Source organism: Streptomyces sp. A012304 (assembly GCF_026008495.1).
Classification (GTDB): domain Bacteria; phylum Actinomycetota; class Actinomycetes; order Streptomycetales; family Streptomycetaceae; genus Streptomyces.
In genome coordinates this window covers 71,595-91,728 of sequence record NZ_BQUN01000005.1, presented here as the reverse complement: position 1 = coordinate 91,728, position 20,134 = coordinate 71,595, and the positions used below count along the sequence as shown (strand labels likewise).

22 protein-coding genes are annotated in these 20,134 nt (G+C 72.4%); 11 read left to right on the top strand and 11 right to left on the bottom strand.

Translation table 11 applies throughout. From position 1 onward, the window contains the following. The first annotated feature begins 41 nt into the window (after nucleotides 1–41). Nucleotides 42–1,013, top strand: a complete 972-nt coding sequence (locus tag ALMP_RS02470) for an LLM class F420-dependent oxidoreductase (RefSeq protein ID WP_264924313.1) — start codon at nucleotides 42–44, stop codon at nucleotides 1,011–1,013. A gap of 61 nt (nucleotides 1,014–1,074) precedes the next feature. Here ALMP_RS02470 and ALMP_RS02465 read toward each other — a convergent pair whose 3' ends face one another. Together ALMP_RS02465 and ALMP_RS02460 are read right to left on the bottom strand one after the other, a co-directional pair. Beyond that, entirely contained in the window at nucleotides 1,075–1,506 is a 432-nt protein-coding gene (locus tag ALMP_RS02465) for a DUF6328 family protein (protein ID WP_264924324.1), read from the bottom strand. A 168-nt stretch (nucleotides 1,507–1,674) separates the two neighbouring features. Continuing rightward, nucleotides 1,675–2,658, bottom strand: a complete 984-nt coding sequence (locus ALMP_RS02460) for an aldo/keto reductase (protein ID WP_264924312.1) — start codon at nucleotides 2,656–2,658, stop codon at nucleotides 1,675–1,677. A gap of 136 nt (nucleotides 2,659–2,794) precedes the next feature. Here ALMP_RS02460 and ALMP_RS02455 point away from each other — a divergent pair, with 136 nt between their 5' ends. After that, nucleotides 2,795–4,522: a cholesterol oxidase substrate-binding domain-containing protein gene (locus tag ALMP_RS02455; RefSeq protein ID WP_264924310.1), complete on the top strand. Its 1,728-nt coding sequence runs from the start codon at nucleotides 2,795–2,797 to the stop codon at nucleotides 4,520–4,522. Here the strand turns inward: ALMP_RS02455 and ALMP_RS02450 are convergent, their stop codons facing one another. Further along, nucleotides 4,523–5,734: an FAD-dependent monooxygenase gene (locus ALMP_RS02450; RefSeq protein ID WP_264924308.1), complete on the bottom strand. Its 1,212-nt coding sequence runs from the start codon at nucleotides 5,732–5,734 to the stop codon at nucleotides 4,523–4,525. A gap of 356 nt (nucleotides 5,735–6,090) precedes the next feature. On the opposite strand from ALMP_RS02450, the gene ALMP_RS02445 reads away from it, so the two are divergent. The 3 genes from ALMP_RS02445 to ALMP_RS02435 all read left to right on the top strand — a co-directional run bounded on the left by ALMP_RS02445 (nucleotide 6,091) and on the right by ALMP_RS02435 (nucleotide 7,869). After that, nucleotides 6,091–6,483 carry a tyrosinase cofactor gene (locus ALMP_RS02445; protein ID WP_264924307.1) on the top strand — a complete coding sequence of 131 codons (393 nt, stop codon included), beginning with the start codon at nucleotides 6,091–6,093 and terminating at the stop codon, nucleotides 6,481–6,483. Between the two features lie 32 nt (nucleotides 6,484–6,515). Further along, on the top strand, nucleotides 6,516–7,340 hold the full coding sequence (locus ALMP_RS02440; RefSeq protein ID WP_264924306.1) for a tyrosinase family protein: 825 nt from the start codon (nucleotides 6,516–6,518) through the stop codon (nucleotides 7,338–7,340). 76 nt (nucleotides 7,341–7,416) lie between these two features. Continuing rightward, nucleotides 7,417–7,869, top strand: a complete 453-nt coding sequence (locus ALMP_RS02435) for an SRPBCC family protein (RefSeq protein WP_264924305.1) — start codon at nucleotides 7,417–7,419, stop codon at nucleotides 7,867–7,869. 15 nt (nucleotides 7,870–7,884) lie between these two features. On the opposite strand, the gene ALMP_RS02430 is transcribed toward ALMP_RS02435, so the two are convergent. Continuing rightward, on the bottom strand, nucleotides 7,885–8,592 hold the full coding sequence (locus ALMP_RS02430) for a ribonuclease H (RefSeq protein ID WP_264924304.1): 708 nt from the start codon (nucleotides 8,590–8,592) through the stop codon (nucleotides 7,885–7,887). A gap of 29 nt (nucleotides 8,593–8,621) precedes the next feature. Next, nucleotides 8,622–9,419 (bottom strand): VOC family protein, encoded by a 798-nt coding sequence (locus ALMP_RS02425; protein ID WP_264924303.1) that lies wholly within the window; start codon nucleotides 9,417–9,419, stop codon nucleotides 8,622–8,624. Nucleotides 9,420–9,590: 171 nt separating this feature from the next. Between ALMP_RS02425 and ALMP_RS02420 the strand changes: the two genes are divergently transcribed. Beyond that, nucleotides 9,591–10,481, top strand: a complete 891-nt coding sequence (locus ALMP_RS02420) for an aminoglycoside phosphotransferase family protein (protein ID WP_264924302.1) — start codon at nucleotides 9,591–9,593, stop codon at nucleotides 10,479–10,481. A gap of 16 nt (nucleotides 10,482–10,497) precedes the next feature. On the opposite strand, the gene ALMP_RS02415 is transcribed toward ALMP_RS02420, so the two are convergent. Continuing rightward, nucleotides 10,498–10,980 carry a VOC family protein gene (locus tag ALMP_RS02415; RefSeq protein WP_264924301.1) on the bottom strand — a complete coding sequence of 161 codons (483 nt, stop codon included), beginning with the start codon at nucleotides 10,978–10,980 and terminating at the stop codon, nucleotides 10,498–10,500. A gap of 123 nt (nucleotides 10,981–11,103) precedes the next feature. On the opposite strand from ALMP_RS02415, the gene ALMP_RS02410 reads away from it, so the two are divergent. From ALMP_RS02410 to ALMP_RS02400, 3 genes are all read left to right on the top strand, one after another. Continuing rightward, complete coding sequence (locus ALMP_RS02410; RefSeq protein ID WP_264924300.1) at nucleotides 11,104–12,312, top strand: epoxide hydrolase family protein; 1,209 nt, start codon at nucleotides 11,104–11,106, stop codon at nucleotides 12,310–12,312. 114 nt (nucleotides 12,313–12,426) lie between these two features. Next, nucleotides 12,427–13,080, top strand: a complete 654-nt coding sequence (locus tag ALMP_RS02405) for an ATP-dependent Clp protease proteolytic subunit (RefSeq protein WP_264924299.1) — start codon at nucleotides 12,427–12,429, stop codon at nucleotides 13,078–13,080. A 1-nt stretch (nucleotide 13,081) separates the two neighbouring features. Further along, nucleotides 13,082–13,684: a ClpP family protease gene (locus ALMP_RS02400; RefSeq protein ID WP_264924297.1), complete on the top strand. Its 603-nt coding sequence runs from the start codon at nucleotides 13,082–13,084 to the stop codon at nucleotides 13,682–13,684. Nucleotides 13,685–13,705: 21 nt separating this feature from the next. Here ALMP_RS02400 and ALMP_RS02395 read toward each other — a convergent pair whose 3' ends face one another. Next, entirely contained in the window at nucleotides 13,706–14,113 is a 408-nt protein-coding gene (locus tag ALMP_RS02395) for a helix-turn-helix domain-containing protein (protein ID WP_309299416.1), read from the bottom strand. 111 nt (nucleotides 14,114–14,224) lie between these two features. Then, entirely contained in the window at nucleotides 14,225–14,410 is a 186-nt protein-coding gene (locus tag ALMP_RS02390) for a DinB family protein (RefSeq protein ID WP_264924295.1), read from the bottom strand. Between the two features lie 47 nt (nucleotides 14,411–14,457). Between ALMP_RS02390 and ALMP_RS02385 the strand changes: the two genes are divergently transcribed. After that, entirely contained in the window at nucleotides 14,458–15,345 is an 888-nt protein-coding gene (locus ALMP_RS02385) for an RNA polymerase sigma factor SigF (RefSeq protein ID WP_264924322.1), read from the top strand. 33 nt (nucleotides 15,346–15,378) lie between these two features. On the opposite strand, the gene ALMP_RS02380 is transcribed toward ALMP_RS02385, so the two are convergent. Continuing rightward, the gene (locus ALMP_RS02380) at nucleotides 15,379–15,846 is read right to left on the bottom strand and encodes an ATP-binding protein (protein WP_264924294.1); all 468 of its coding nucleotides are present in this window, start codon (nucleotides 15,844–15,846) and stop codon (nucleotides 15,379–15,381) included. 171 nt (nucleotides 15,847–16,017) lie between these two features. Between ALMP_RS02380 and ALMP_RS02375 the strand changes: the two genes are divergently transcribed. Continuing rightward, nucleotides 16,018–17,283: a streptophobe family protein gene (locus tag ALMP_RS02375; RefSeq protein ID WP_264924321.1), complete on the top strand. Its 1,266-nt coding sequence runs from the start codon at nucleotides 16,018–16,020 to the stop codon at nucleotides 17,281–17,283. Nucleotides 17,284–17,305: 22 nt separating this feature from the next. Here ALMP_RS02375 and ALMP_RS02370 read toward each other — a convergent pair whose 3' ends face one another. Further along, entirely contained in the window at nucleotides 17,306–19,642 is a 2,337-nt protein-coding gene (locus tag ALMP_RS02370) for an FHA domain-containing protein (protein ID WP_264924292.1), read from the bottom strand. A gap of 57 nt (nucleotides 19,643–19,699) precedes the next feature. After that, nucleotides 19,700–20,110 (bottom strand): hypothetical protein, encoded by a 411-nt coding sequence (locus ALMP_RS02365; RefSeq protein ID WP_264924291.1) that lies wholly within the window; start codon nucleotides 20,108–20,110, stop codon nucleotides 19,700–19,702. Nucleotides 20,111–20,134: the final 24 nt, after the last annotated feature.

Genomic DNA, 20,134 nt, shown 5'->3' with positions numbered 1-20,134 from the left:
CCGGCCTGTTTCCTCCCCCGCCCGCCGGGGACTCGGGCCCCATGGTGCGAATCGGATACACGATGATGACCGAACAGGCCGGCCCTCGTGAACTGGTCGGCCATCTGGTGGGCGCCGAAGCCGCCGGCTTCGACTTCTCCGTGACCTCGGACCACTACTTTCCGTGGCTGCGCTCCCAGGGGCACTCGCCGTACGCGTGGAGCGTGCTCGGCGCCGCCGCCCAGGCCACGTCCCGCATCCCGCTGATGACGTACGTGACGTGTCCGAGCTTCCGCTACCACCCGGCGGTGGTGGCGCAGAAGGCGGCGACGATCCAGTTGCTGTCCGAGGGACGGTTCCGGCTCGGTCTGGGCTCCGGGGAGAACCTCAACGAGCACATCGTGGGCGGCGGTTGGCCGTCCGTGGACGTGCGGCACGAGATGCTCCAGGAAGCGGTCGAGATCATCCGCGCCCTGTTCGAGGGCGGGCACGTCAACCACCGCGGCGCGCACTTCGACGTCGAGTCGGCCCGGCTGTGGGACCTGCCCGACGAGCCGCCGCCCATCGGCATCGCCGTCTCCGGCGAGCAGTCCTGCAAGCTCGCCGGCCACCTCGGCGACCTGGTCATCGCCACCGAACCCAAGGCCGGGCTGCTGGAGGCGTTCGACCGGCACGGCGGCGAGGGCAAGCCCCGGGTCGGACAGCTGCCGGTGTGCTACGACCCCGACCGGGACACGGCCGTGAAGCGGGCGCACGCCCAGTTCCGCTGGTTCGGCAGCGGCTGGAAGGTCAACTCCGAACTGCCGCACCCGGACGCCTTCGAGGCGGCCACCCAGTTCGTGACCCCGGACGACGTGGCCTCCTCGATCCCGTGCGGCGACGACCCGGACGACTTCGTCGAGGCCGTACGCCCCTACGCCGACGCCGGGTTCACCGAGATCGCCCTGGTCCAGATCGGCGGCGAGTCGCAGGACGCCTTCCTGGACTGGTCGAAGTCCACGCTGCTGCCCGCGCTGCGCGAGGCGCTCGGCTGACCTCCCGCTCCCGCGCCGCTGCACGTCGCCGGCATCGGTCCCATCGGCCCGATCGGTCCGATCAGTCCGAGCGGGACGTGTAGCGGCGCCGCGTCCACAGCGGGAGGACGAACCAGCACAGCAGGTACCACAGGACGACGCCCGCGACCAGGTAGGGCACATAGCCGTCGTGGGTGGCCACGCGCAGGATCAGCAGCAGCGCCGCCGTCATCGTGGCCAGCAGCAGGATCAGGCCGACGAACGTCAGCCGGGACGCCCAGCGCACCGCCTGCGGCTTGACCCACCGCCCGGAGACCAGCCGGTGCAGCGAGACCGGGCCGATCAGCGCCCCGGTCGCGCAGGCTCCCAGCACGACCGTGACGATGTAGATGGCCTGTTCGGTGTCGTCCAGCCCGGCGTAGCGAGGCGTGAACACCACGGTGAGCAGGAAACCGAAGAGGATCTGGACGCCCGTCTGGGCGACGCGGACCTCCTGTATCAGCTCCCCCCACATCCGGTCCGCTCTCTCCTCCTCGGTCTCGTTGCGCCCTCTGCGCCGCTCCGAGCCGTCGTGGATGGCCGCCACCTGTTTCCTCCCGGGTCGAGTGAGCCGTGTTTCTCTCCCCGGCGGGTACCCCCGCGGCGGCGTTTCTCTCCGGGTCTCCCGGGTCCGCCCGGGCGGCTACCAGCGGGACTCGACCTGGTCCTTGACCCGCCGCTCATACAGGTCCCGGATCGCGGACAAGGTGGACTCGGGGAGGTCGGGCAGCCTGGCGGCGGCCGTGTTGGCGCGGGCCTGCTCGGGAGAGCGGGCGCCGGGGATCACGGTGGTGACGCCCGGCTGCTGGATGATCCAGCGCAGCGCCAGCTGGGCCGGGGTGTACCCCTCGGGGGCGAGGGCCGCGAACTCGGCGGCGGCCTCCACACCGGTGGCGTAGTCGACGCCGGAGAAGGTCTCGCCCTGGTCGAAGGACTCGCCGTGCCGGTTGTAGGTGCGGTGGTCGTTCTCGGGGAAGACGGTGTCCTTGGTGTACTTGCCGGACAGCAGGCCGGAGGCGAGCGGGACGCGGGCGATGATGCCGACGCCGGCCTCCCGGGCCGCCGGGAGCACCTCGTACAGGGGCTTCATGCGGAAGGGGTTGAGGATGATCTGCACGCTCGCCACGCCCGGGCGGGCGATCGCGGTGAGGGCCTCGGCGCAGGTCTCCACGCTGACCCCGTACTGGGCGACGCGCCCCTCCTCGACCAGCGTGTCGAGGGCGTCGAAGACCTCGTCGCTGGAGTAGACGGGGGTGGGCGGGCAGTGCAGCTGCACCAGGTCGATGCGGTCGACGCCGAGGTTGCGGCGGGAACGGTCGTTCCAGGCGCGGAAGTTGTCCAGGACGTAGTTCTCGGGGATCTGGTCGACGCGGCGGCCCATCTTGGTGGCGACCATGACATGCAGGTCGGGCCGGCCGCTGAGGAAGGCGGCGATGGTCTGCTCGCTGCGACCGTCGCCGTAGACGTCGGCGGTGTCGAAGAAGGTCACTCCCGACTCGGCCGCCGCCTCCAGAACCCTCAGGGCCTCCTTGTCGTCGACGTCTCCCCAGTCGGCGCCCAGCTGCCAGGTGCCCAGACCGACGACGGATGCGTGCTGACCAGATCTACCGAATTCGCGTTCGTCCATGGCGTCAGTCTGTCACCTGCGGCAGCCGTGCGCGGACCCGGCCGCTCCGCTCTTCCGCCGGTGTGGCGTTCACTCGCACGGGTGATGCCGTTCGACGGCCGGGGCCGCGCCGCCGACGGGCGCCTAGCGTGGGGCCGTGACCGATCGTTCAGTGAGCAACTTTCCGTCGGACGACTCCTCCTGGTCCCGCCGCGGCTTTCTGCGCACGGCGGCCGCCCTGACCGCCGTCCCCTGTCTGATCGCCGCGGACCTGGCCGCCGCCGCGGCGGAGCTGCCGGGCTTCCCGGCCGGTGTGGCCCTCTCCCGCACGGCGTACCGCAACTGGGACGGCGAGATCACCGTCACCGGGCTGTGGGCGTGCGCGCCCGACGGCCCGGACCAGGTGGTCGCCGTCGTCAACTGGGCGTGGCACAACGGCTGGACGGTACGGCCCCGGGGGGCCGCGCACGGCTGGGCGCCGCTGACGGTGTCCGAGGGCACGCCCCCGGACGCGCGGGTCCTGCTGCTCGACACCACCCCGCACCTGACCGGGCTGGCCCTGGAGTCGGCCGACACGGTGCGTGCCGGGACCGGTGTCACCCTGGAGGCCCTGCTCACCTTCCTGGAGGAGCACGGTCTCGGCGTCACCGCCAGTCCGGCGCCCGGCGTCCTCACGCTGGGCGGCGCGCTGGCCGTCGACGCGCACGGGACCGCCGTCCCCGCGCGGGGCGAGGAACGGCTGCCGGGGCACACCTACGGCTCCCTCAGCAACCTCGTCCTCTCCCTCACGGCCGTGGTGTGGGACGCCGCCCGCGGCGGCTACGCGCTGCGGACGTTCACCCGTGACGAGGCCGACTGCGCGGCCCTGCTCACCCATCTCGGGCGCTCGCTGGTCACCGAGGTGGTGCTGCGGGTGGGCGCGAACAGCCATCTGCGGTGCGTGAGCCGTACGGACATCCCGGCGAGCGAGTTGTTCGCGGCGCCCGGATCCGGTGGGCGGACCCTGGCGAGCTTCCTGGAGTCGGACGGACGCGTCGAGGCGATCTGGTTCGCGTTCACCGAGGTCCCGTGGTTCAAGGTGTGGTCGGTGGCGCCGACGAAGCCGCTGACCTCGCGACGGGTGACGGCGCCGTACAACTACCCCTTCTCGGACAACGTCCCGACGCCGGTGGCGGAGCTGGCCGGGCGGATCGTGGCGGACGCGGCCTGGTACCTGGCGCCGGTGCTGGGGGAGGCTCAGTTCGACGCGGCCGCGCTGGGGCTGGTGGCGACGCTGTCGGCGGACCTGTGGGGTCCCTCGAAGAACACGCTGCTGTACCTGCGGCCGACCACGCTGCGGGTGCACGCCAACGGGTACGCGGTGCTCACCGGCAGGGACCGGGTGCAGCACGTGGTGGCCGAGTTCGCCGCCTTCTACCGGGAGCGGCTCGACGCGTACGCCGCCCGGGGCCGCTTCCCCGTCAACGGCTCGGTGGAGATCCGGGTGACGGGCCTGGACGACCCGGCGGACGCCCGGTTCGCGGGCGCCCGCGTGCCGTCGCTCTCCGCGCTGCGCCCCGACCCGGACCACCCGGAGTGGGACACCGCGGTCTGGCTGGACGTCCTGACCCTGCCGGGCACGCCGCACACCGCGGCGTTCTTCCGCGAGCTGGAGCGGTTCCTGCTCGCGGCGTACGACGGCACGTACGCCCTCACCCGGGTCGAGTGGTCGAAGGGCTGGGGGTACACGGACGAGGCCGCCTGGAGCGACGAGGAGGTGCTGGGGGCGGTGGTGCCGGCGTCGTACGGCGGGGCCTGGCCCGAGGCCGCCGGGACGCTGGACCGGCTGGACCCGCACGGGGTGTTCCGGGCGCCGCTGCACGAGCGGCTCTTCCCCGGCCCGTGATCACTTGCGTGCGGTCAGCGCCCGGGCGTGCGTGGTGCGGGCGATCCTCGGGCCCAGCCAGCGCTTGAGGCGGCGCAGGGCCTCCAGCCGTCCGGCGGCCTGGTCGAGCCGGTAGTACAGCTGGGGCGGGACGTACGGCAGCAGGGGCGAGTGGCGCTGGCCGAGCAGGGCGAACATCTGCTCCGGGGGGAGGTCGATGTAGCGGGTGAGGTTCTCGTACCACTGGGCGCTGTGGCGGGCGGCGCTCTGCGGGGAGAGCAGCGCGGACCGGCGCCGCCGCTCGTAGGACGCCAGGGCCCGCGGGAGGTCGGTGTCCTCGCCCAGGGCGTCGGCCAGCGCGAAGGCGTCCTCCAGGGCGAGGGTGGTGCCGGCGCCGATGGAGTAGTGGGTGGTGTGGGCGGCGTCGCCGAGGAGGACGAGGTTGTCGCGGTGCCAGGTGCGGTTGGTGAGGGTGCGGAAGGTCAGCCACGGGCTGCTGCCGTCGGCTGGGGAACGGCCGATCAGGGGGTGGCCGTCGAGGATGTGCGCGAAGAGCTTCTCCAGGTGGGCCAGTCCATCGGCGTCGTTCGCCCGGTCCAGGCCGAGGCCGGTCCAGGTCTCGGGGGCGCACTCGACGACACAGGTGCTCCGCTCGGAGCTGAAGGGATAGCCGTAGCACCAGATCCAGCCGTGCTCGGTCTCGACGAAGGCGAACGTGAACGAGTCGAAGACCCGGGTGGTGCCGAGCCACACGTAGGGGTTGCGGCCCTCGGTCAGCTCGCTGCCGAAGTGCGCGGCGTGCCGGGTGCGCAGGGCGCTGTGGACGCCGTCGGCCGCCACGACGAGGTCGGCGTCGGGCAGGTCCTCGGCCGTGATCTCGTGCTCGAACTCCAGGTGCACGCCGAGGGATCGGGCGCGGTCGGCGAGGATCTCCAGCAGGCGGTGCCGGCCGATGCCGTGTCCCTGGTCGCCGGGCCGGCAGGTGTGGGTGTCCCGGATGTGGGCGACGCCCTGGTTCCAGCGGACGGAGCTCTCGTCGACGGCGCGCGCCGACTCGGGGTCACGGGCGTGGAGTTCGTCCAGCAGGGCCCGCCAGTAGGTGACGCCCCAACCGTAGGTCGAGCCCTCCGGGTTGCGCTCGTGGACGGTGATGTCGTGGGAGGGATCCTGCCGCTTGAGCAGGATCGAGAGATACAGGCCGGCGGGCCCGCCGCCGACGCAGGCGACCTTCACGCACACCCCCAGGAGTTACCAGCCGTGGTCATTTGACGACGCAGGGTAGCAGTCGTTGGGGGCCGCTCCGGGTGCGCCGCCTCCCGGATTCCGTCACTTTTCGCACGTGAGGCGCGCCACCGGCCGCGCGGGGGTGAGGCAAAGACCACCGAAAGGACCGCTCCCACGGAAAGGAATTGCCGCCTCCGGCATATGTCGGCCCCCGTCGACGGCAAGATCATCTTCGTTCAATATTACATGACATGTGATTGATTGTCCGGATCGCAGCCAACCCGTCGGAGCGGATTTCTCCGGCTCTCCCGGGGGCCGATAGGCATGCGGGGTCGTCCGTTCGAACGAATCCCAGGAGGTCCCGCATGCCGGAACTCAGCCGTCGCCGCGCGCTCACCGCCGCGGCCGCCCTGACCGCCACGGTCGGTGTCCAGACCGTCTCCGCCCCCGCCACCACCGCCGCCGGCGCGGCCGGCGGCCACGACCACGGCTCCCCCGCCTCCTTCGACGAGGTCTACAAGGGCCGCCGGATACAGGGCCGGCCGACGGCCGGAGGCGGTCACCACGGGGGCGGTCATCACGGCGCCGGCTACGCCGTGTTCGTCGACGGGGTCGAACTGCACCTGATGCGCAACGCCGACGGCACCTGGATCAGCGTCGTCAGCCACTACGACCCGGTCTCCTCGCCGCGCGCCGCCGCACGGGCCGCCGTAGACGAACTCCAGGGCGCGAAGCTGCTGCCTTTCCCCGCCAACTGACCGCCCGCACAGCACACTTGGAGCCACCGCACATGACCGTCCGCAAGAACCAGGCATCCCTGACCGCCGACGAGAAGCGGCGTTTCGTCGCCGCCCTCCTCGAACTCAAGCGCAGCGGCCGCTACGACACCTTCGTCACCACGCACAACGCCTTCATCCTCGGGGACACCGACAACGGCGAGCGCACCGGTCACCGTTCGCCCTCCTTCCTGCCGTGGCACCGCAGATTCCTGCTGGAGTTCGAGCGGGCGCTGCAGTCGGTGGACGCCTCCGTGGCGCTGCCGTACTGGGACTGGACGGTGGACCGGACGGCGCGGTCCTCGCTGTGGGCGCCGGACTTCCTCGGCGGCACCGGGCGCAGCCGGGACGGCCGGGTGACGGACGGCCCGTTCGCCGCGTCCGCCGGGAACTGGCCGATCAGTGTGCGGGTCGACGGGCGGACGTATCTGCGGCGCGCGCTGGGAGCGAGCGTCCGGCAACTGCCGACACCGGCCGAGGTCGAGTCGGTGCTGGCGATGGCCACGTACGACATGGCGCCCTGGAACAGCGCCTCGGACGGCTTCCGCAACCACCTGGAGGGCTGGCGGGGCGTGAACCTGCACAACCGGGTGCATGTCTGGGTCGGCGGTCAGATGGCCACCGGCGTCTCCCCCAACGATCCGGTGTTCTGGCTGCACCACGCCTATGTCGACAAGCTGTGGGCCCGGTGGCAGCGCCGGCATCCAGGAGCCGCCTACCTGCCGGCCTCGGGGACGCCGGACGTGGTCGACCTGAACGAGACCATGAAGCCCTGGAACGACACCTCGCCCGCCGACCTGCTCGACCACACCGCCCACTACACCTTCGACACCGACTGACCGCCCTTACGGTTCGCCCCGCAGGTCACGGGTACCCGGGCGGCACATACCGAAGAGAGCGAAGGAGGAGACGACCGTGACGCAGGTCGAGGAATCCATCGAGGTCGGTGTCCCCGTGCACACGGCCTACAACCAGTGGACGCAGTTCGAGACGTTCCCGGAGTTCATGAGCGGGGTCGAGCGGGTCGAGCAGCGCACCGACACACTCACCCACTGGGTCACGGACGTGAACGGCGTGCACCGCGAGTTCGACGCGGAGATCACCGAGCAGATCCCGGACGAGCGGGTCGCCTGGACGACGGTTTCCGGCGAGGCCCGGCAGGCCGGCGTGGTGACCTTCCACCGCCTCGACGACGACCACACCAAGGTGATGCTCCAGCTCGACTTCGAGCCGGAGGGCCTCGCGGAGACCGTCGCCGACAAGCTGGGGTTCGTGAAGCGGCAGACGAAGGGTGACCTCAAGCGCTTCAAGGAGTTCATCGAGGAGCGCGGTCACGAGACCGGCGGCTGGCGCGGCGTGGTCACCTGACCGACGCCGCCGCGGTCAGCCGGCGGCCGCCGTGCGGCACTCCGGGTGACCCCAGCCCTGATCGTTCTTGGTGATCGCCTCCCCGGCCGCGTACGAACGCCCGCACACGCAGCGGCCGGGGAACTTGGCCTTGATCGTGCGGGCCGGACCACCGCCGGACCGTCGGGGTGCCTTGGCCCCGGCGGTCCGGCGGCGCGTGTTCCCGGCCGGCGGGGTGCCGGGCGAGGGCGGCGGCTCGGGCGAGCCGAGGTCGCTGCCCGCGGGCTGCTGGACGCTCGCCGCCTGGCTCGCGGCCCGGTCGGCGAAGTCGTTGAGCGGGTCGCCGTCGACCTGGTGGGCGGGTACGTAGCGGAAGTCGACGTCACGGCCGTCGAGCAGCTCGTCGATACGGACGACCAGCTCCTGGTTGGCGACCGGCTTGCCCGCGGAGGTCTTCCAGCCGTTGCGCTTCCAGCCGGGCAGCCAGGTGGTGACGGCCTTCATGGCGTACTGCGAGTCCATGCGGACCTCGAGCGGCACGTCCGGGTCGGTGGCGGCCAACAGGCGTTCCAGCGCGGTGAGTTCGGCGACGTTGTTGGTGGCCCTGCCGAGCGGCCCCGCCTCCCAGCGGGCCGGGGCCGTACGGTCGTCGGAGATCACCCAGGCCCAGCCCGCCGGTCCCGGATTGCCCTTCGAGGCCCCGTCGCAGGCGGCCACCACACGTTCACGCATGCGCACGATCATGCCATGGGCACCCGACCCCGAGGATCGCGCTAGGGGACGTCCGTGGTCCGCGGCAGCTCGCCCTCGGTGGTGGTGACGTCGATCACCGAGAAGTTCGCGCCCTGCGGATCGGTGAGGGCGGCGAACCGGCCGAACGGGGTGCCCATCGGTCCGAACCGTAGCGTCCCGCCGAGCTTGGTGGCCTTGGCGACGGCGTCGTCGCAGTCGGGGACGGTGAAGTACACGTTGATGTAGGAGGGGACCTCGGGCGGGAAGTCGTCCGTCATGGTCATCCGGCCCAGCAGGGGTCGCTCGCCCAGGTCGTAGAGGCGGAAGTCCATCGCCTCGTCCTCCATCTGCTTCTGCCGGTAGCCGAAGACGCCGACGAAGAACGCGTCGGCCTTCTCGGGCTCGCGGGTGAAGACCTCGGCCCAGGCGTAGGCGCCGGGGGTGCCCATCGTCTGGAAACCCTCGTGGGTGCCCGCCTGCCACACACCGAACACGGCGCCGCTGGGTTCCCGGGCCAGGCACATGGTGCCGAACTCACCGACCTCCATCGGCCCCATCAGCACCTCACCGCCGTTCTCGCGGATCTTCGTGGCCGTGGCGGTGGCGTCCTCGGAGGCGAAGTACAGACACCACTGGGACGGGCCCTCCTGCCCGGGCATCGGCGGGACGACGGCGGCGACCGCGGTGCCACCCGCGTAGGCCTCGGTGTAGTTGCCGTACTCCGACGACGCCTCGCCGAAGGTCCAGCCGAGGACGTCGCCGTAGAAGCTCTTGGCCCCTTCGACGTCGCCGAACATCGCGTCGGCCCAGCAGGGGGCTCCCTCAGGTTGCACGGCCATGACGGCGGCCCTTCCGGTGAGAGGAATCGTCCGGTTCCTCACGCTAGTCATCCACTCGCCGCCCCGCGCGTCGAACGGGCCGGGTCCGGCCCGCGGGCGCCCGGGTCCGCCGTGTCGCGCGACGTGAATTTCGTTGGACGCGCGGCGTGTTGGTCCCATCGAATGACCCCCATGTGTGCCATGAGGATGCGTGCGGACGAGATCGACATCGACGCGGCGCTGGTGCGACGGCTGGTGGCGGCGCGGTTCCCCCGCTGGGCGTCGCTGCCGGTGCAGCGACTGGCGTCCTCCGGGACCGAGAACGCGATGTTCCGGCTCGGGGACGACAAGGTCGTGCGGATGCCCCGGCATCCCGGTGCCGTGGAGAGCGTGGCGCACGAGCAGCGGTGGCTGGCCCTGCTGGGGCCGCGTCTGGCCGTCCCGGTACCGGTGCCGCTGGAGCACGGCGAGCCGGGCGAGGGGTTCCCCTGGCCGTGGTCGGTCTACCGGTGGCTGGACGGCCGCAACCCGGTGGCCGGCGCCATGGAGGACCCGCGGGCGCTGGCGGCGGACCTGGGGGCGTTCGTCGCCGGGCTGCGCGGCCTCGACGCGCGCGACGGGCCGCCGAACGGCCGGGGTGTACCGCTGACGGAACGGGATGCGGACACGCGTTCGGCGATCGGCCGGCTGGAGGGGCGGATCGACACCGGCGCGGTCACCGCCCTGTGGGAGGAGGCGCTGCGGGTTCCGGCCCGCACGGGGCCGCCCGTCTGGGCGCACGGCGATCTCTCGCCCGGAAACGTGCTCGTGGAGGGCGGCCGGCTCACGGCGGTGATCGACTTCGGTGGTGTGGGGGTGGGCGACCCGGCCGTCGACCTGATCGTGGCGTGGAACCTGCTGCCCGCGTCGGCCCGCGCCACCTTCCGGGATGCGGTGGGCGCGGGCGACGCCGAGTGGGCGCGCGGCCGGGGCTGGGCGCTGTCGATCTCCCTGATCCAGTTGCCGTTCTACTGGGAGACCAATCCGCCGCTGGCGGAGAACTCCCGGCATGTGATCAAGGAGATCCTGGCCGAGACGGGGTGAGCCGCGCCGCAGGCGCCTACGCGCCGTCGTAGGCCTTGCGCAGGGCGGCGAGGTCGAGCTTGCCCATGGAGAGCATGGCCTTGGTGGCGCGGGCGGCCTTCTCCTGGTCGGGGTCGGCGATCATCTCGATCAGTGCGGTGGGCACGACCTGCCAGGACACGCCGAACCTGTCCTTGAGCCAGCCGCACGAGCCGGGGGCGCCGCCGCCCTCGGTGAGCCTGGTCCAGTAGTAGTCGATCTCCTCCTGGTCGGCGCAGTCGATCTGGAAGGAGATCGCCTCGTTGAAGGTGAACGCCGGACCGCCGTTGAGCGCGACGAACCTCTGGCCGTTGGCCGTGAAGTCCACGGTGACGACGGTCCCGGCGGGGCCCGGCCCGGCCTCGGTGTACCGCAGAACGCCGCCGACGCTGGAGTTCTTGAAGACCGACACGTAGAACTGGGCGGCTTCCTCGGCCTGGCCGTCGAACCAGAGGTAGGTGGTGAATCCGTCGGTGGTCATGGGTTCCTCCTGGAGGGTGGAGCGCGGTCATCAGTGTCGACCGGCCGGGGCCCCGAAACTCATCGCTCGCACCGCGGATTGCTCCGAATGGCCGCGCGGGCGCGCCGAACTAGCATCCGGTCCATGACGTCATCCACCGCCGGCCACGGCATCCGGCCCTTCCGCCTCGACGTGCCCCAGAGCGATCTCGACGACCTCCACGACCGTCTCGACCGGACCCGCTGGCCCGCGGGATCCTCGCCCACCGGCTGGGCATACGGGGTGCCCACGGACTACCTGCGGGAGCTGGTGCGCCACTGGCGGCACGACTACGACTGGCGGGCGGCGGAGGCCCGGCTGAACGCGTGGCCGCAGTTCAAGACCACGATCGACGGGGCGAACGTCCACTTCGCGCACATCCGCTCCCCCGAGCCGGACGCCACCGCGCTGGTGATCACCCACGGCTGGCCGGGGTCGATCGTCGAGTTCCTGGACGTGGTGGGCCCGTTGGCGGATCCGGCGGCGCACGGCGGGGATCCGGCCGACGCCTTCCACGTCGTCGTGCCGAGCGTTCCGGGGTTCGGGCTGTCCGGGCCGGTCACGGGCGGCGGCTGGGAGGCGGGCCGGGTCGCGGACGCGTGGGCCGAGCTGATGTCGCGGCTCGGGTACGAGCGGTTCGGGGCGCAGGGCGGCGACTGGGGCGCGGCGATCTCCCGGGAGCTGGGGCGCGCCCACCCGGACCGGGTGATCGGCGTCCACCTCAACCTGCTGCCGGGCGCGCAGGCCACCCGGGAGCCCACCACGGAGGAACTGGACGCGCTGAGCCCCGAGGAGCGGGAGCGGACGCTGGCCTCCTGGCGCCGGTGGGCCACGTACTCGACGGAGGGCATCGGCTACTACTACCAGCAGGCCACCCGGCCGCAGACCCTGGCGTACGGGCTGAGCGACTCGCCGGTCGGTCAACTAGCCTGGATCGTGGAGAAGTTCCGCGAGTGGACGGACTGCGAGGAGCTGCCGGAGGAGGCCGTCGACCGGGACCTGCTGCTGACCAACGTGATGCTGTACTGGCTGACGGGGACGGCCGGTTCGTCCGCGCGGATCTACTACGAGCGGCAGCACACCACCACCGGCCGGGTCGCCGCGCCGCAGGAGCCGTCGAGCGCGCCGACGGCCCTCGCGCTGTTCCCGGCGGAGCCTCAGATCCCGCTGCGGCGCAAGGCCGAGCGCACGGAGAACCTGGTGCGGTGGACGTCGTTCGACCGCGGCGGGCACTTCCCCGCGATGGAGGAGCCGGACCTGCTGGTGGGTGACGTGCGGGCGTTCTTCCGGCAACTGCGCGAGCAGGGGGCCTGACCGCTCTGCTCTCGGCGAATCTGCCGAGGGCAGGGAAAACCGCCGCGGGGCCGGCTGCGGGCCGATGGTGGGGACGAGCGCGATCGCACGCGCCACGTCCGAAAAGGAGTGTCCATGACCCCACTGACCGCCGGTCCCGCGCCGGCCCGGCTGCCCCGGGCCGAGGAGGGCGACACCCCCGCCTCCCGCTTCGACGACCAGCTCGCCGCCCAACTCCTCGGCCAGCGCATCGTGTTGCTCGGCACCCAGGTCGACGAGGTGTCCGCCAACCGGGTCTGCGCGCAGCTGCTGATCCTGTCGGCGGAGGACCCGCGCACCGACATCAGCCTGTACGTCAACAGCCCGGGCGGGTCGGTCCACGCGGGCCTCGCCATCTACGACACCATGCGGCTCATCCCCAACGACGTCTCGACGCTCGTCATGGGATTCGCGGCCAGCATGGGCCAGTTCCTGCTGAGCGTCGGCGCGCCGGGCAAGCGGTACGCGCTGCCGAACGCGCGGATCATGATGCACCAGCCGTCGGCCGGGATCGGCGGCACCACCGCGGACATCGAGATCCAGGCGGAGAACCTGGAGTTCACCAAGCGGACCATCGAGCGGATCACCGCCGAGCACACCGGACAGAGCGTGGAGACCATCTCCCGCGACGGCGACCGCGACCGCTGGTTCACCGCCGAGGAGGCCAAGGAGTACGGCATGGTCGACCAGGTCGTCCGGTCGCTGGCCGACGTCCGGCCGGCCGCCTCGAAGCGACGGATGGGGTTGTGACATGGGGACCTACACGATTCCGAACGTCGTCGAGCGCACCCCGCAGGGCGAGCGGTCCTACGACGTGTACAGCCGGCTGCTGGCCGAGCGGATCATCTTCCTCGGCACCGAGATCGACGACGGCGTCGCCAATGTGGTCATCGCGCAGCTGCTCCATCTGGAGTCGGCGGCTCCGGAGAGCGAGATCGCGCTGTACATCAACTCGCCCGGCGGCTCGTTCACTTCGCTGATGGCGATCTACGACACGATGACGTTCGTGCAGGCGCCGATCTCGACGTTCTGCGTGGGGCAGGCCGCCTCGACGGCGGCCGTGCTGCTGGCGGGCGGCGATCCCGGGCGGCGGTTCGTGCTGGAGCACGCGCGCGTGCTGCTCGGGCAGCCGGCCAGCGGCGGCCGGCAGGGCACGGTCTCCGATCTGGCGTTGCAGGCCAAGGAGATGGTGCGCATCCGCGCCCAGGTCGAGGAGGTCCTGGCCCGGCACACCCACCACGAGCCGGCGACGCTGCGCGCGGACATGGACCGCGACAAGGTGTTCACGGCCCGGGAGGCGGTGGCCTACGGCCTCGCCGACGAGGTGCTCAGCCGGCGTCCCACGCGGGTGTGAGACGCCGGCCCGCGCCCCGTGTCAGGCGGCCAGGCAGAGCCCGTCGTACGACGAACCGGTTGTCGAGGCACGGCTGCTGACGGGGTGTCGGCCGGTGAGCCGGACCAGTTCGCCCTGGGCCCGGCCGAGCAGGTCGCCGAGGGTCAGGCCGAGGGCGTGGGCGGCGGCCGCGAGGACCTCCGAGGAGGCCTCCTTGCGGCCGCGCTCCACCTCCGACAGGTAGGGCATGGAGATACGGGCGGCGTCGGCGACGTCCTTCAACGTGCGCTCCTGCGCCTGGCGTTCGCGGCGCAGGACGTCGCCCACCAGGTCACGCCAGAGCGGCTCCCTCGGGGCGGGCGGCCGGTCGGCGGGGCGGACGGGTCCCGGGCGCTCGGCCGAGGGGCGCAGCGGGATCACGCGGGCGTGGTTCGGCGCTTGGTTGCTCACCCTCCCAGCCTAGGAGCGCGGGCCGGCACGGGAAGGGCGCGGCATTCCGCCCTCAGGGGAATCCGGCCCGGGTCAGGAGCCCGGCGGGCGGACGGCTGCCGCGGGTGAGCCCTACCGACCGATCCGTCCGTCGACACGTTCGCGCGGGAAGTCGGCGTGGCCGTTGCGCCGGGCGTACTCCTCGATCACGCGTACGACCGCCGCGGCGTCCAGGCCGGCGCACCGAGGGAGGCATGGGCCGGCGAAGTCGGGGTAGTCGGCCGGGTGAGCGGGCACGCGCGCGTCCGGTCCGCTCACGGAACGAGACCGCAGGACGTCGAACCGTGACTTTCGTGGGAGAGGTAATGCACACCGCCGTGATCGGGTCGGAGGCACAGGTCGTCGAGGACACCGCCGGGACCAGCACGGGTGGCGGACCGCTGCCGGGAGTCGAGGACCCGAGGAGCGTGGCCCCGCGCGACGCGCGGGAGCTGTCCCGTCAGTTCTTCCAGCGGCTGGCGGAGCTCGAGGAGGGCACGCACGAGTACCAGTACGCGCGCAATACGCTGATCGAGATGAACATGTCGCTCGTGCGGTTCGCGGCCGGCCGGTTCCGGGGCCGCGGCGACGACATGGAGGACATCGTCCAGACCGGCATGATCGGCCTGATCAAGGCCATCGACCGGTTCGAGATCTCGCGGGAGGTGGAGTTCACCTCCTTCGCGCTGCCGTACATCGTCGGCGAGATCAAGCGGTTCTTCCGGGACACGACGTGGGCGGTGCACGTGCCGCGGCGGCTTCAGGAGCTGCGGGTCGAGCTGGCCAAGGCGCGCGACGAGCTCGCCAGCCGGCTGGACCGGGAGCCGACGGTCGCGGAGCTGGCCACCCTGATGAACCTCTCCGAGAACGAGGTCGTCGAGGCGCAGATCGCCTCCAACGGCTACAACTCCTCCTCGCTGGACGCCGCGCTCACCGGCGACGGGCCGGAGAGCGGCGAGGCGGTGCTGGCGGACTTCATCGGCGTGGAGGAGGACGGGCTGCGGCTCGTGGAGGACTTCCAGTCACTCGCCCCGCTCATGGCCGAGCTCAGTGAACGCGACCGGCAGATCCTTCATCTGCGGTTCGTGGAGGAGGCGACGCAGGCGGAGATCGGCGAGCGGCTCGGCTGCTCCCAGATGCACGTGTCGCGGCTCATCAAGCGCATCATCACCCGGCTGCGCAAGGGAATGCTGGGGGAACTCGGCTGCGCCTGAGACAGGACGCCGTGGGGCGCTCCGCTCCACGGCTCACCTGTGCGCTGGCCCGTCTTCGAAGCCGAGCACCGCGCGGACCCGCTTGCCGACCGGGACGCGCTCCGCGGTGACCTCCGTCGCGAGCGCGTGCACGATCTCCAGACCGTGCCGGCCGATGCGCTGCGGGTCCTTCGGGAACCGCAGGGGCAGCGCGTCGCTGCTGTCGTAGACGGAGACGGTCACCGAGGCGTCGGTGCCCTCCAGTTCCAGGATGTACGGGCCGTTGCTGTGCCGGTCGGCGTTGGTGACGAGTTCGCTGACGACCAGCATCACCGCTCCGCTCACCCGGTCGTCGACGGTGGCGCACCACTCAGTCCTGAGCTGCTCGACGAAGTGCGCGGCGAAGGCGCGCGCCTCGGCGATGGAGCCGGGTTCACCGGTGTAGTGCGCCGCTCGCCTGAGCGGTTCCACGGGTACGTCGAAACCGGTCGGTATCACTGCCCCGTCCAGGTGCTCGGTCATGCGTTTCTCTCTCGGAGGCCGGACTGGCCGGACGCTGCTGCACCAGTGCTCGTACCCCGTGCCGGGCCGGGCAGTCCCCCGCCTTCGCGGGCCCGGCCGCGCCTGCCGCGAGCGGGCGCGGACGGACGTCCCGGCGGGCGGGCCGACCGGACGCTGCTTAGCGTGGGCAGGGTGATTCCGCACACCCCCTCCGGCCCTGCGGCGGCCCGTCACGGCTGGGTGCGGGCGGTCGCCACGGCACTGGCCGCGCTGATCGCCATGGGCGTGACCGCGGCGCTCGGGTTGTGGGGGGCGGGCGCCGCGGACCTGCCCGACGGCGCGTTCCCCCGGGTGGTCGCGGCGACGGTCGTCACGGCCGTCGGGGGCCGCGTCGAACTGTCGGGCGACGCCGGCGGGCTCGCCGGGACACGGGCGGGGATGACCGTGATCCCGCTGTCCGTGACGCTCGTCGGCGCCCTGGTGACCGCCGCCGGGTTCCTGCGGCCGCTGCGCCACCGGGCTGTCGCCGGCGGGCCGGAGCTGGCGGGCTGGGCGGCCCGGATCGCCGTGGTGTGGCTGGCGGCCCTGCTGGGTCTGTCCCTGGCCGCGCGCCAGACCTTCACGCTCTCCCTCGGCGACGACACGCTGGACGACCTGGGTGATCTGTTCGGGGTGCGTCCGCAGGTCGGTTTCACCACGGACGTGCCGCCGACGCTGCTGGTGGGCCTGGTGTGGCTGGCCGGGGTGCTGGCGCTGGCGCTGCTGGTCGCGCGCGGGGCGCCGCTTCCGCCGCGTCTGCTGCGCTTCCAGGAGTCGGTGCGGCCGGCCGCGTACGCGATGGTCGTGCTGCTCCTCGTCTGCGTCGCCCTGGGCGTGCTGATCGGCCTCGGGGTGGCGGTGACGCGGGGCCGTGCCGCCGAGACCCTCGCGGTGGTGCTGCTGGGCTTGCCCAACCTGGTGTGGCTCGCGTTCACGATCGGGCTGGGCGCGCGGTGGGAGGGCCGGGTCGAGGGCCCGTTCGGGCTGCCGATGCCGCACGTCCTGGACGAGGTGCTGCGCGGTCCGGACACCGCCACGCTGAGCCTGGGCACGCTCGCCGAGCACGACGGCCGGGTGTGGTGGCTGCTGGTGGCGGACGCGGGGATGCTGCTGGCGGCGGCGTTCGTGATGGCCGTCCGCTCACCGGCCGGGACACCCGCCTGGCGGCACGCGGTGCGCATGGCGGTGGCGCTGGTCCTCACCGTGCTGATGATCTGCCTGGTCGGCCGGATCTCCGCGCGATACGGCCTGTCCGTGCTGGGCGTCGGCGACCTGGGCGGCCTCGGCCTGTCCGGAGAGCTGTTCCTGCGCCCCGTGCTGTGGACGTCCCTGGGGTTTGCGGCACTGTGGGGCCTGGCCACCGGCTTCCTGGGCGGTCTGATGGCGCACGGCGGGGCGGGGCACGGGCGGGTGCCCTGAGCGGTCCCGCGCCGACGGTGCGCTACCCGCGGATCACGGTGGGTTCCTGGCGGCGCAGCAGGCGGGTGACGGCGTGTCCGAAGGCGGCCGAGAGGACGAGGAGCATCGACACGTCGAGCAGCCAGACGGCGGTCGTGTGGGCGAAGAGGGGATCGCCGGTGATGTCGCCGGGCACCAGACGGGACAGGTCGAGGGTGGCGGCCATCGCGCCGAGCGCCCAGCGGGCGGGCACGAGCCAGGCGAGCTGCTCCAGGCCGGGCACGCCGTCCAGCGGCAGCAGCGCGCCGCAGAACACCACCTGGACGATGGCGAGCAGCACCAGCAGCGGCATCGTCACCTCCTCCTTGCGCACCAGCGCGGAGACGACGAGGCCGAGCATCATCGCCGTGAAGGCCAGCAGGGCGACGGCGACGGTGATCTCGGCCAGCGGCGGCAGCAGCACGCCCCGGCCGTCGGGCGCGTTCAGGTCGACGCCGAGCAGGGCGACGAGGGTCAGCACGACCGCCTGGACGACGGTCACCGTGCCGAGGACGACGACCTTCGACAGCAGGTACGCCGATCTGGACAGGCCGACGGCCCGCTCCCGCCGGTAGATCACCCGTTCCTTGACGAGTTCCCGCACGGCGTTGGCCGCCCCGGTGAGGACGCCGCCGACGCACAGGATCAGCAGCGCGTTCATCGCGGTGTCCCGGGTCAGCTCGCGGCCGGCGAGGGCGCGGGCCATGGCGCCCATCACGAACGGCAGGGCGATCATGACGGCGAGGAAGGCGCGGTCGGCGCTCAGCGCCGCGGTGTAGCGGCGGACCAGGGTGCCGAGCTGGGCAGCGCGGCTACGGGGCCGGGCCGGCGGCAGCATGATCACCGGGCCCGCGCGGGGCAGCGGCGGCTGGGTCCCGGCCTCGACGACGTACCGGCGGTGGAACGGCGAGCCGGCGTACTCCGCCGCCCAGTCCCGGTGCCGGTCGTGTTCGAACGCCTCGAAGGCCTCCGGCCACTGCCGGAACCCGAAGAAGGCGAGGGCGTCGCCGGGCGGCCCGTAGTAGGCGACCCGGCCGCCGGGCGCGAGGACGAGGAGGCGGTCGCAGACGTCCAGGCTGAGGACGCTGTGGGTGACGACCACCACGGTGCGGCCGTCGTCGGCGAGACCGCGCAGCATGTGCATCACCGAGCGGTCCATGCCGGGGTCCAGGCCGGAGGTCGGCTCGTCGAGGAAGAGCAGCGAGGGTTTGGTCAGCAGCTCCATGGCGACGCTGACGCGTTTGCGCTGGCCGCCGGAGAGGCGGTGCACGGGCTGGTCGGCGCGCTGGTGCAGGCCCAGCTCGCGGACGACCTCCTCGACGCGCTCGCGGCGTTCCGCCTTCGCGGTGTCCTGCGGGAAGCGCAGTTCGGCGGCGTAGCCGAGGGCTCCGCGCACGGTGAGCTGGGTGTGCAGGATGTCGTCCTGCGGGACCAGTCCGATGCGCTGGCGCAGTTCGGCGTAGTCGCGGTAGAGGTCGCGGCCGTCGTAGACGACGGTGCCGTGGTCGGCGGGGCGCTGGCCGGTGAGGGCGTTCAGCAGGGTGGACTTGCCGGAGCCGCTGGGCCCGACGACCGCGAGCAGGCACTTCTCCCCCACCGGGAAGGACACGTGGTCGAGGAGCACTTTGCGGCCGTGGTCGACGGCGACCGTGAGGCCCTGCACGTCGAGGGAGACCTCGCCGGTGTCGACGTACTCCTGGAGCTGGTCGCCGACCAGGCAGAACGCCGAGTGGCCGATGCCGACGACGTCACCGGGGCGGAGGGGGGCGACGGTCACGGGCAGGCCGTTGAGGTAGGTGCCGTTGTGGCTGGCGAGGTCGGCGATCTCGTAGCCGCCGGGCAGGGCGCGCAGCTCGGCGTGCCGGCGGGAGACGACCAGATCGTCGAGGACGAGGTCGTTGTCGGGGGCGCGGCCGATGCGGACGGTGCGGGTGGGCAGCGGGTGGACGGTGGTCGGTCGCCGGAACGTCGCGGTCAGAGCCGGGCTCGCCACCGTGGACGGCTGTCGCCGGGCGGGCGGCGGGCGGGCGGTGAGGACGGCGCGGGGCCCGTCGTCGGGGCTGCCGAAGCGGATGACGGTGCCGGGGCCGACGCCCCACTCGTGGACGCGGTGGCCGTCGGCGTAGGTGCCGTTGGTGCTGTGCCTGTCCGCCAGCGTCCAGTGGTCCCCGTCGGGCCGCAGCACCGCGTGGTGCCAGGAGACGCGGGGGTCGTCGAGGACGATGTCGCCGAGCGGGTCCCGGCCGACGTGGTAGGCGTGGCGCGGGATCATCACCGTGGAACCCGTCTCGGTCTCCAGCACGAGTTCGGGCGCAGTCGAGGCGACCGGCCGCTCCGCCATGACGGAATTCTATAGATTCGCACCCCTGTACGCCCGCGTGCGGGGCCGCGGGTCCGGTCAGCCGACGGGCAGGACGAGTGCCGGGATGGTCCGCTGCATGCGCAGGGCGTCGACGGACTCGGCGAGCAGTTCGTACTCGGTGGTTTCGTCGCTGGCGGCGATCCGCACCAGACGTCCCGCGGCCAGTTCGTCCGCGACCAGTTCCTGCTGGTCCATGTCGGCGCACCAGGACCGCAGCACCCCGGGCACGTCCGGCACGGTGTCGGCGACCGGGACCAGGGCGTTCGGCGGGAAGTGCGGGCCGTCGGGCCGTGGGTCGAGCCGCTCGGCGATCCAGGAGGCCCGGTCCCGCAGCCACCACAGGGCGAGGGCCAGCGTCGGGGCCCGGTAGGTGCCCAGCGGTACGCCGATGCGCCGTCCGTCGCAGACCCCGTATGCGGTGACATGGCACAGGAATTCGTCGTGCACGCGCTTCTCCCCCGTCGCTCGCTG

Coding starts and splice junctions, on each gene's coding strand:
- ALMP_RS02445 (WP_264924307.1), top strand. CDS start 6,091: ATGCCGGAACTCAGCCGTCGCCGCGCGCTCACCGCCGCGGCCGCCCTG.
- ALMP_RS02425 (WP_264924303.1), bottom strand. CDS start 9,419: ATGGCCGTGCAACCTGAGGGAGCCCCCTGCTGGGCCGACGCGATGTTC.
- ALMP_RS02370 (WP_264924292.1), bottom strand. CDS start 19,642: ATGGCGGAGCGGCCGGTCGCCTCGACTGCGCCCGAACTCGTGCTGGAG.
- ALMP_RS02440 (WP_264924306.1), top strand. CDS start 6,516: ATGACCGTCCGCAAGAACCAGGCATCCCTGACCGCCGACGAGAAGCGG.
- ALMP_RS02465 (WP_264924324.1), bottom strand. CDS start 1,506: ATGTGGGGGGAGCTGATACAGGAGGTCCGCGTCGCCCAGACGGGCGTC.
- ALMP_RS02470 (WP_264924313.1), top strand. CDS start 42: ATGGTGCGAATCGGATACACGATGATGACCGAACAGGCCGGCCCTCGT.
- ALMP_RS02430 (WP_264924304.1), bottom strand. CDS start 8,592: ATGATCGTGCGCATGCGTGAACGTGTGGTGGCCGCCTGCGACGGGGCC.
- ALMP_RS02420 (WP_264924302.1), top strand. CDS start 9,591: ATGTGTGCCATGAGGATGCGTGCGGACGAGATCGACATCGACGCGGCG.
- ALMP_RS02405 (WP_264924299.1), top strand. CDS start 12,427: ATGACCCCACTGACCGCCGGTCCCGCGCCGGCCCGGCTGCCCCGGGCC.
- ALMP_RS02410 (WP_264924300.1), top strand. CDS start 11,104: ATGACGTCATCCACCGCCGGCCACGGCATCCGGCCCTTCCGCCTCGAC.
- ALMP_RS02380 (WP_264924294.1), bottom strand. CDS start 15,846: ATGACCGAGCACCTGGACGGGGCAGTGATACCGACCGGTTTCGACGTA.
- ALMP_RS02385 (WP_264924322.1), top strand. CDS start 14,458: ATGCACACCGCCGTGATCGGGTCGGAGGCACAGGTCGTCGAGGACACC.
- ALMP_RS02400 (WP_264924297.1), top strand. CDS start 13,082: ATGGGGACCTACACGATTCCGAACGTCGTCGAGCGCACCCCGCAGGGC.
- ALMP_RS02415 (WP_264924301.1), bottom strand. CDS start 10,980: ATGACCACCGACGGATTCACCACCTACCTCTGGTTCGACGGCCAGGCC.
- ALMP_RS02460 (WP_264924312.1), bottom strand. CDS start 2,658: ATGGACGAACGCGAATTCGGTAGATCTGGTCAGCACGCATCCGTCGTC.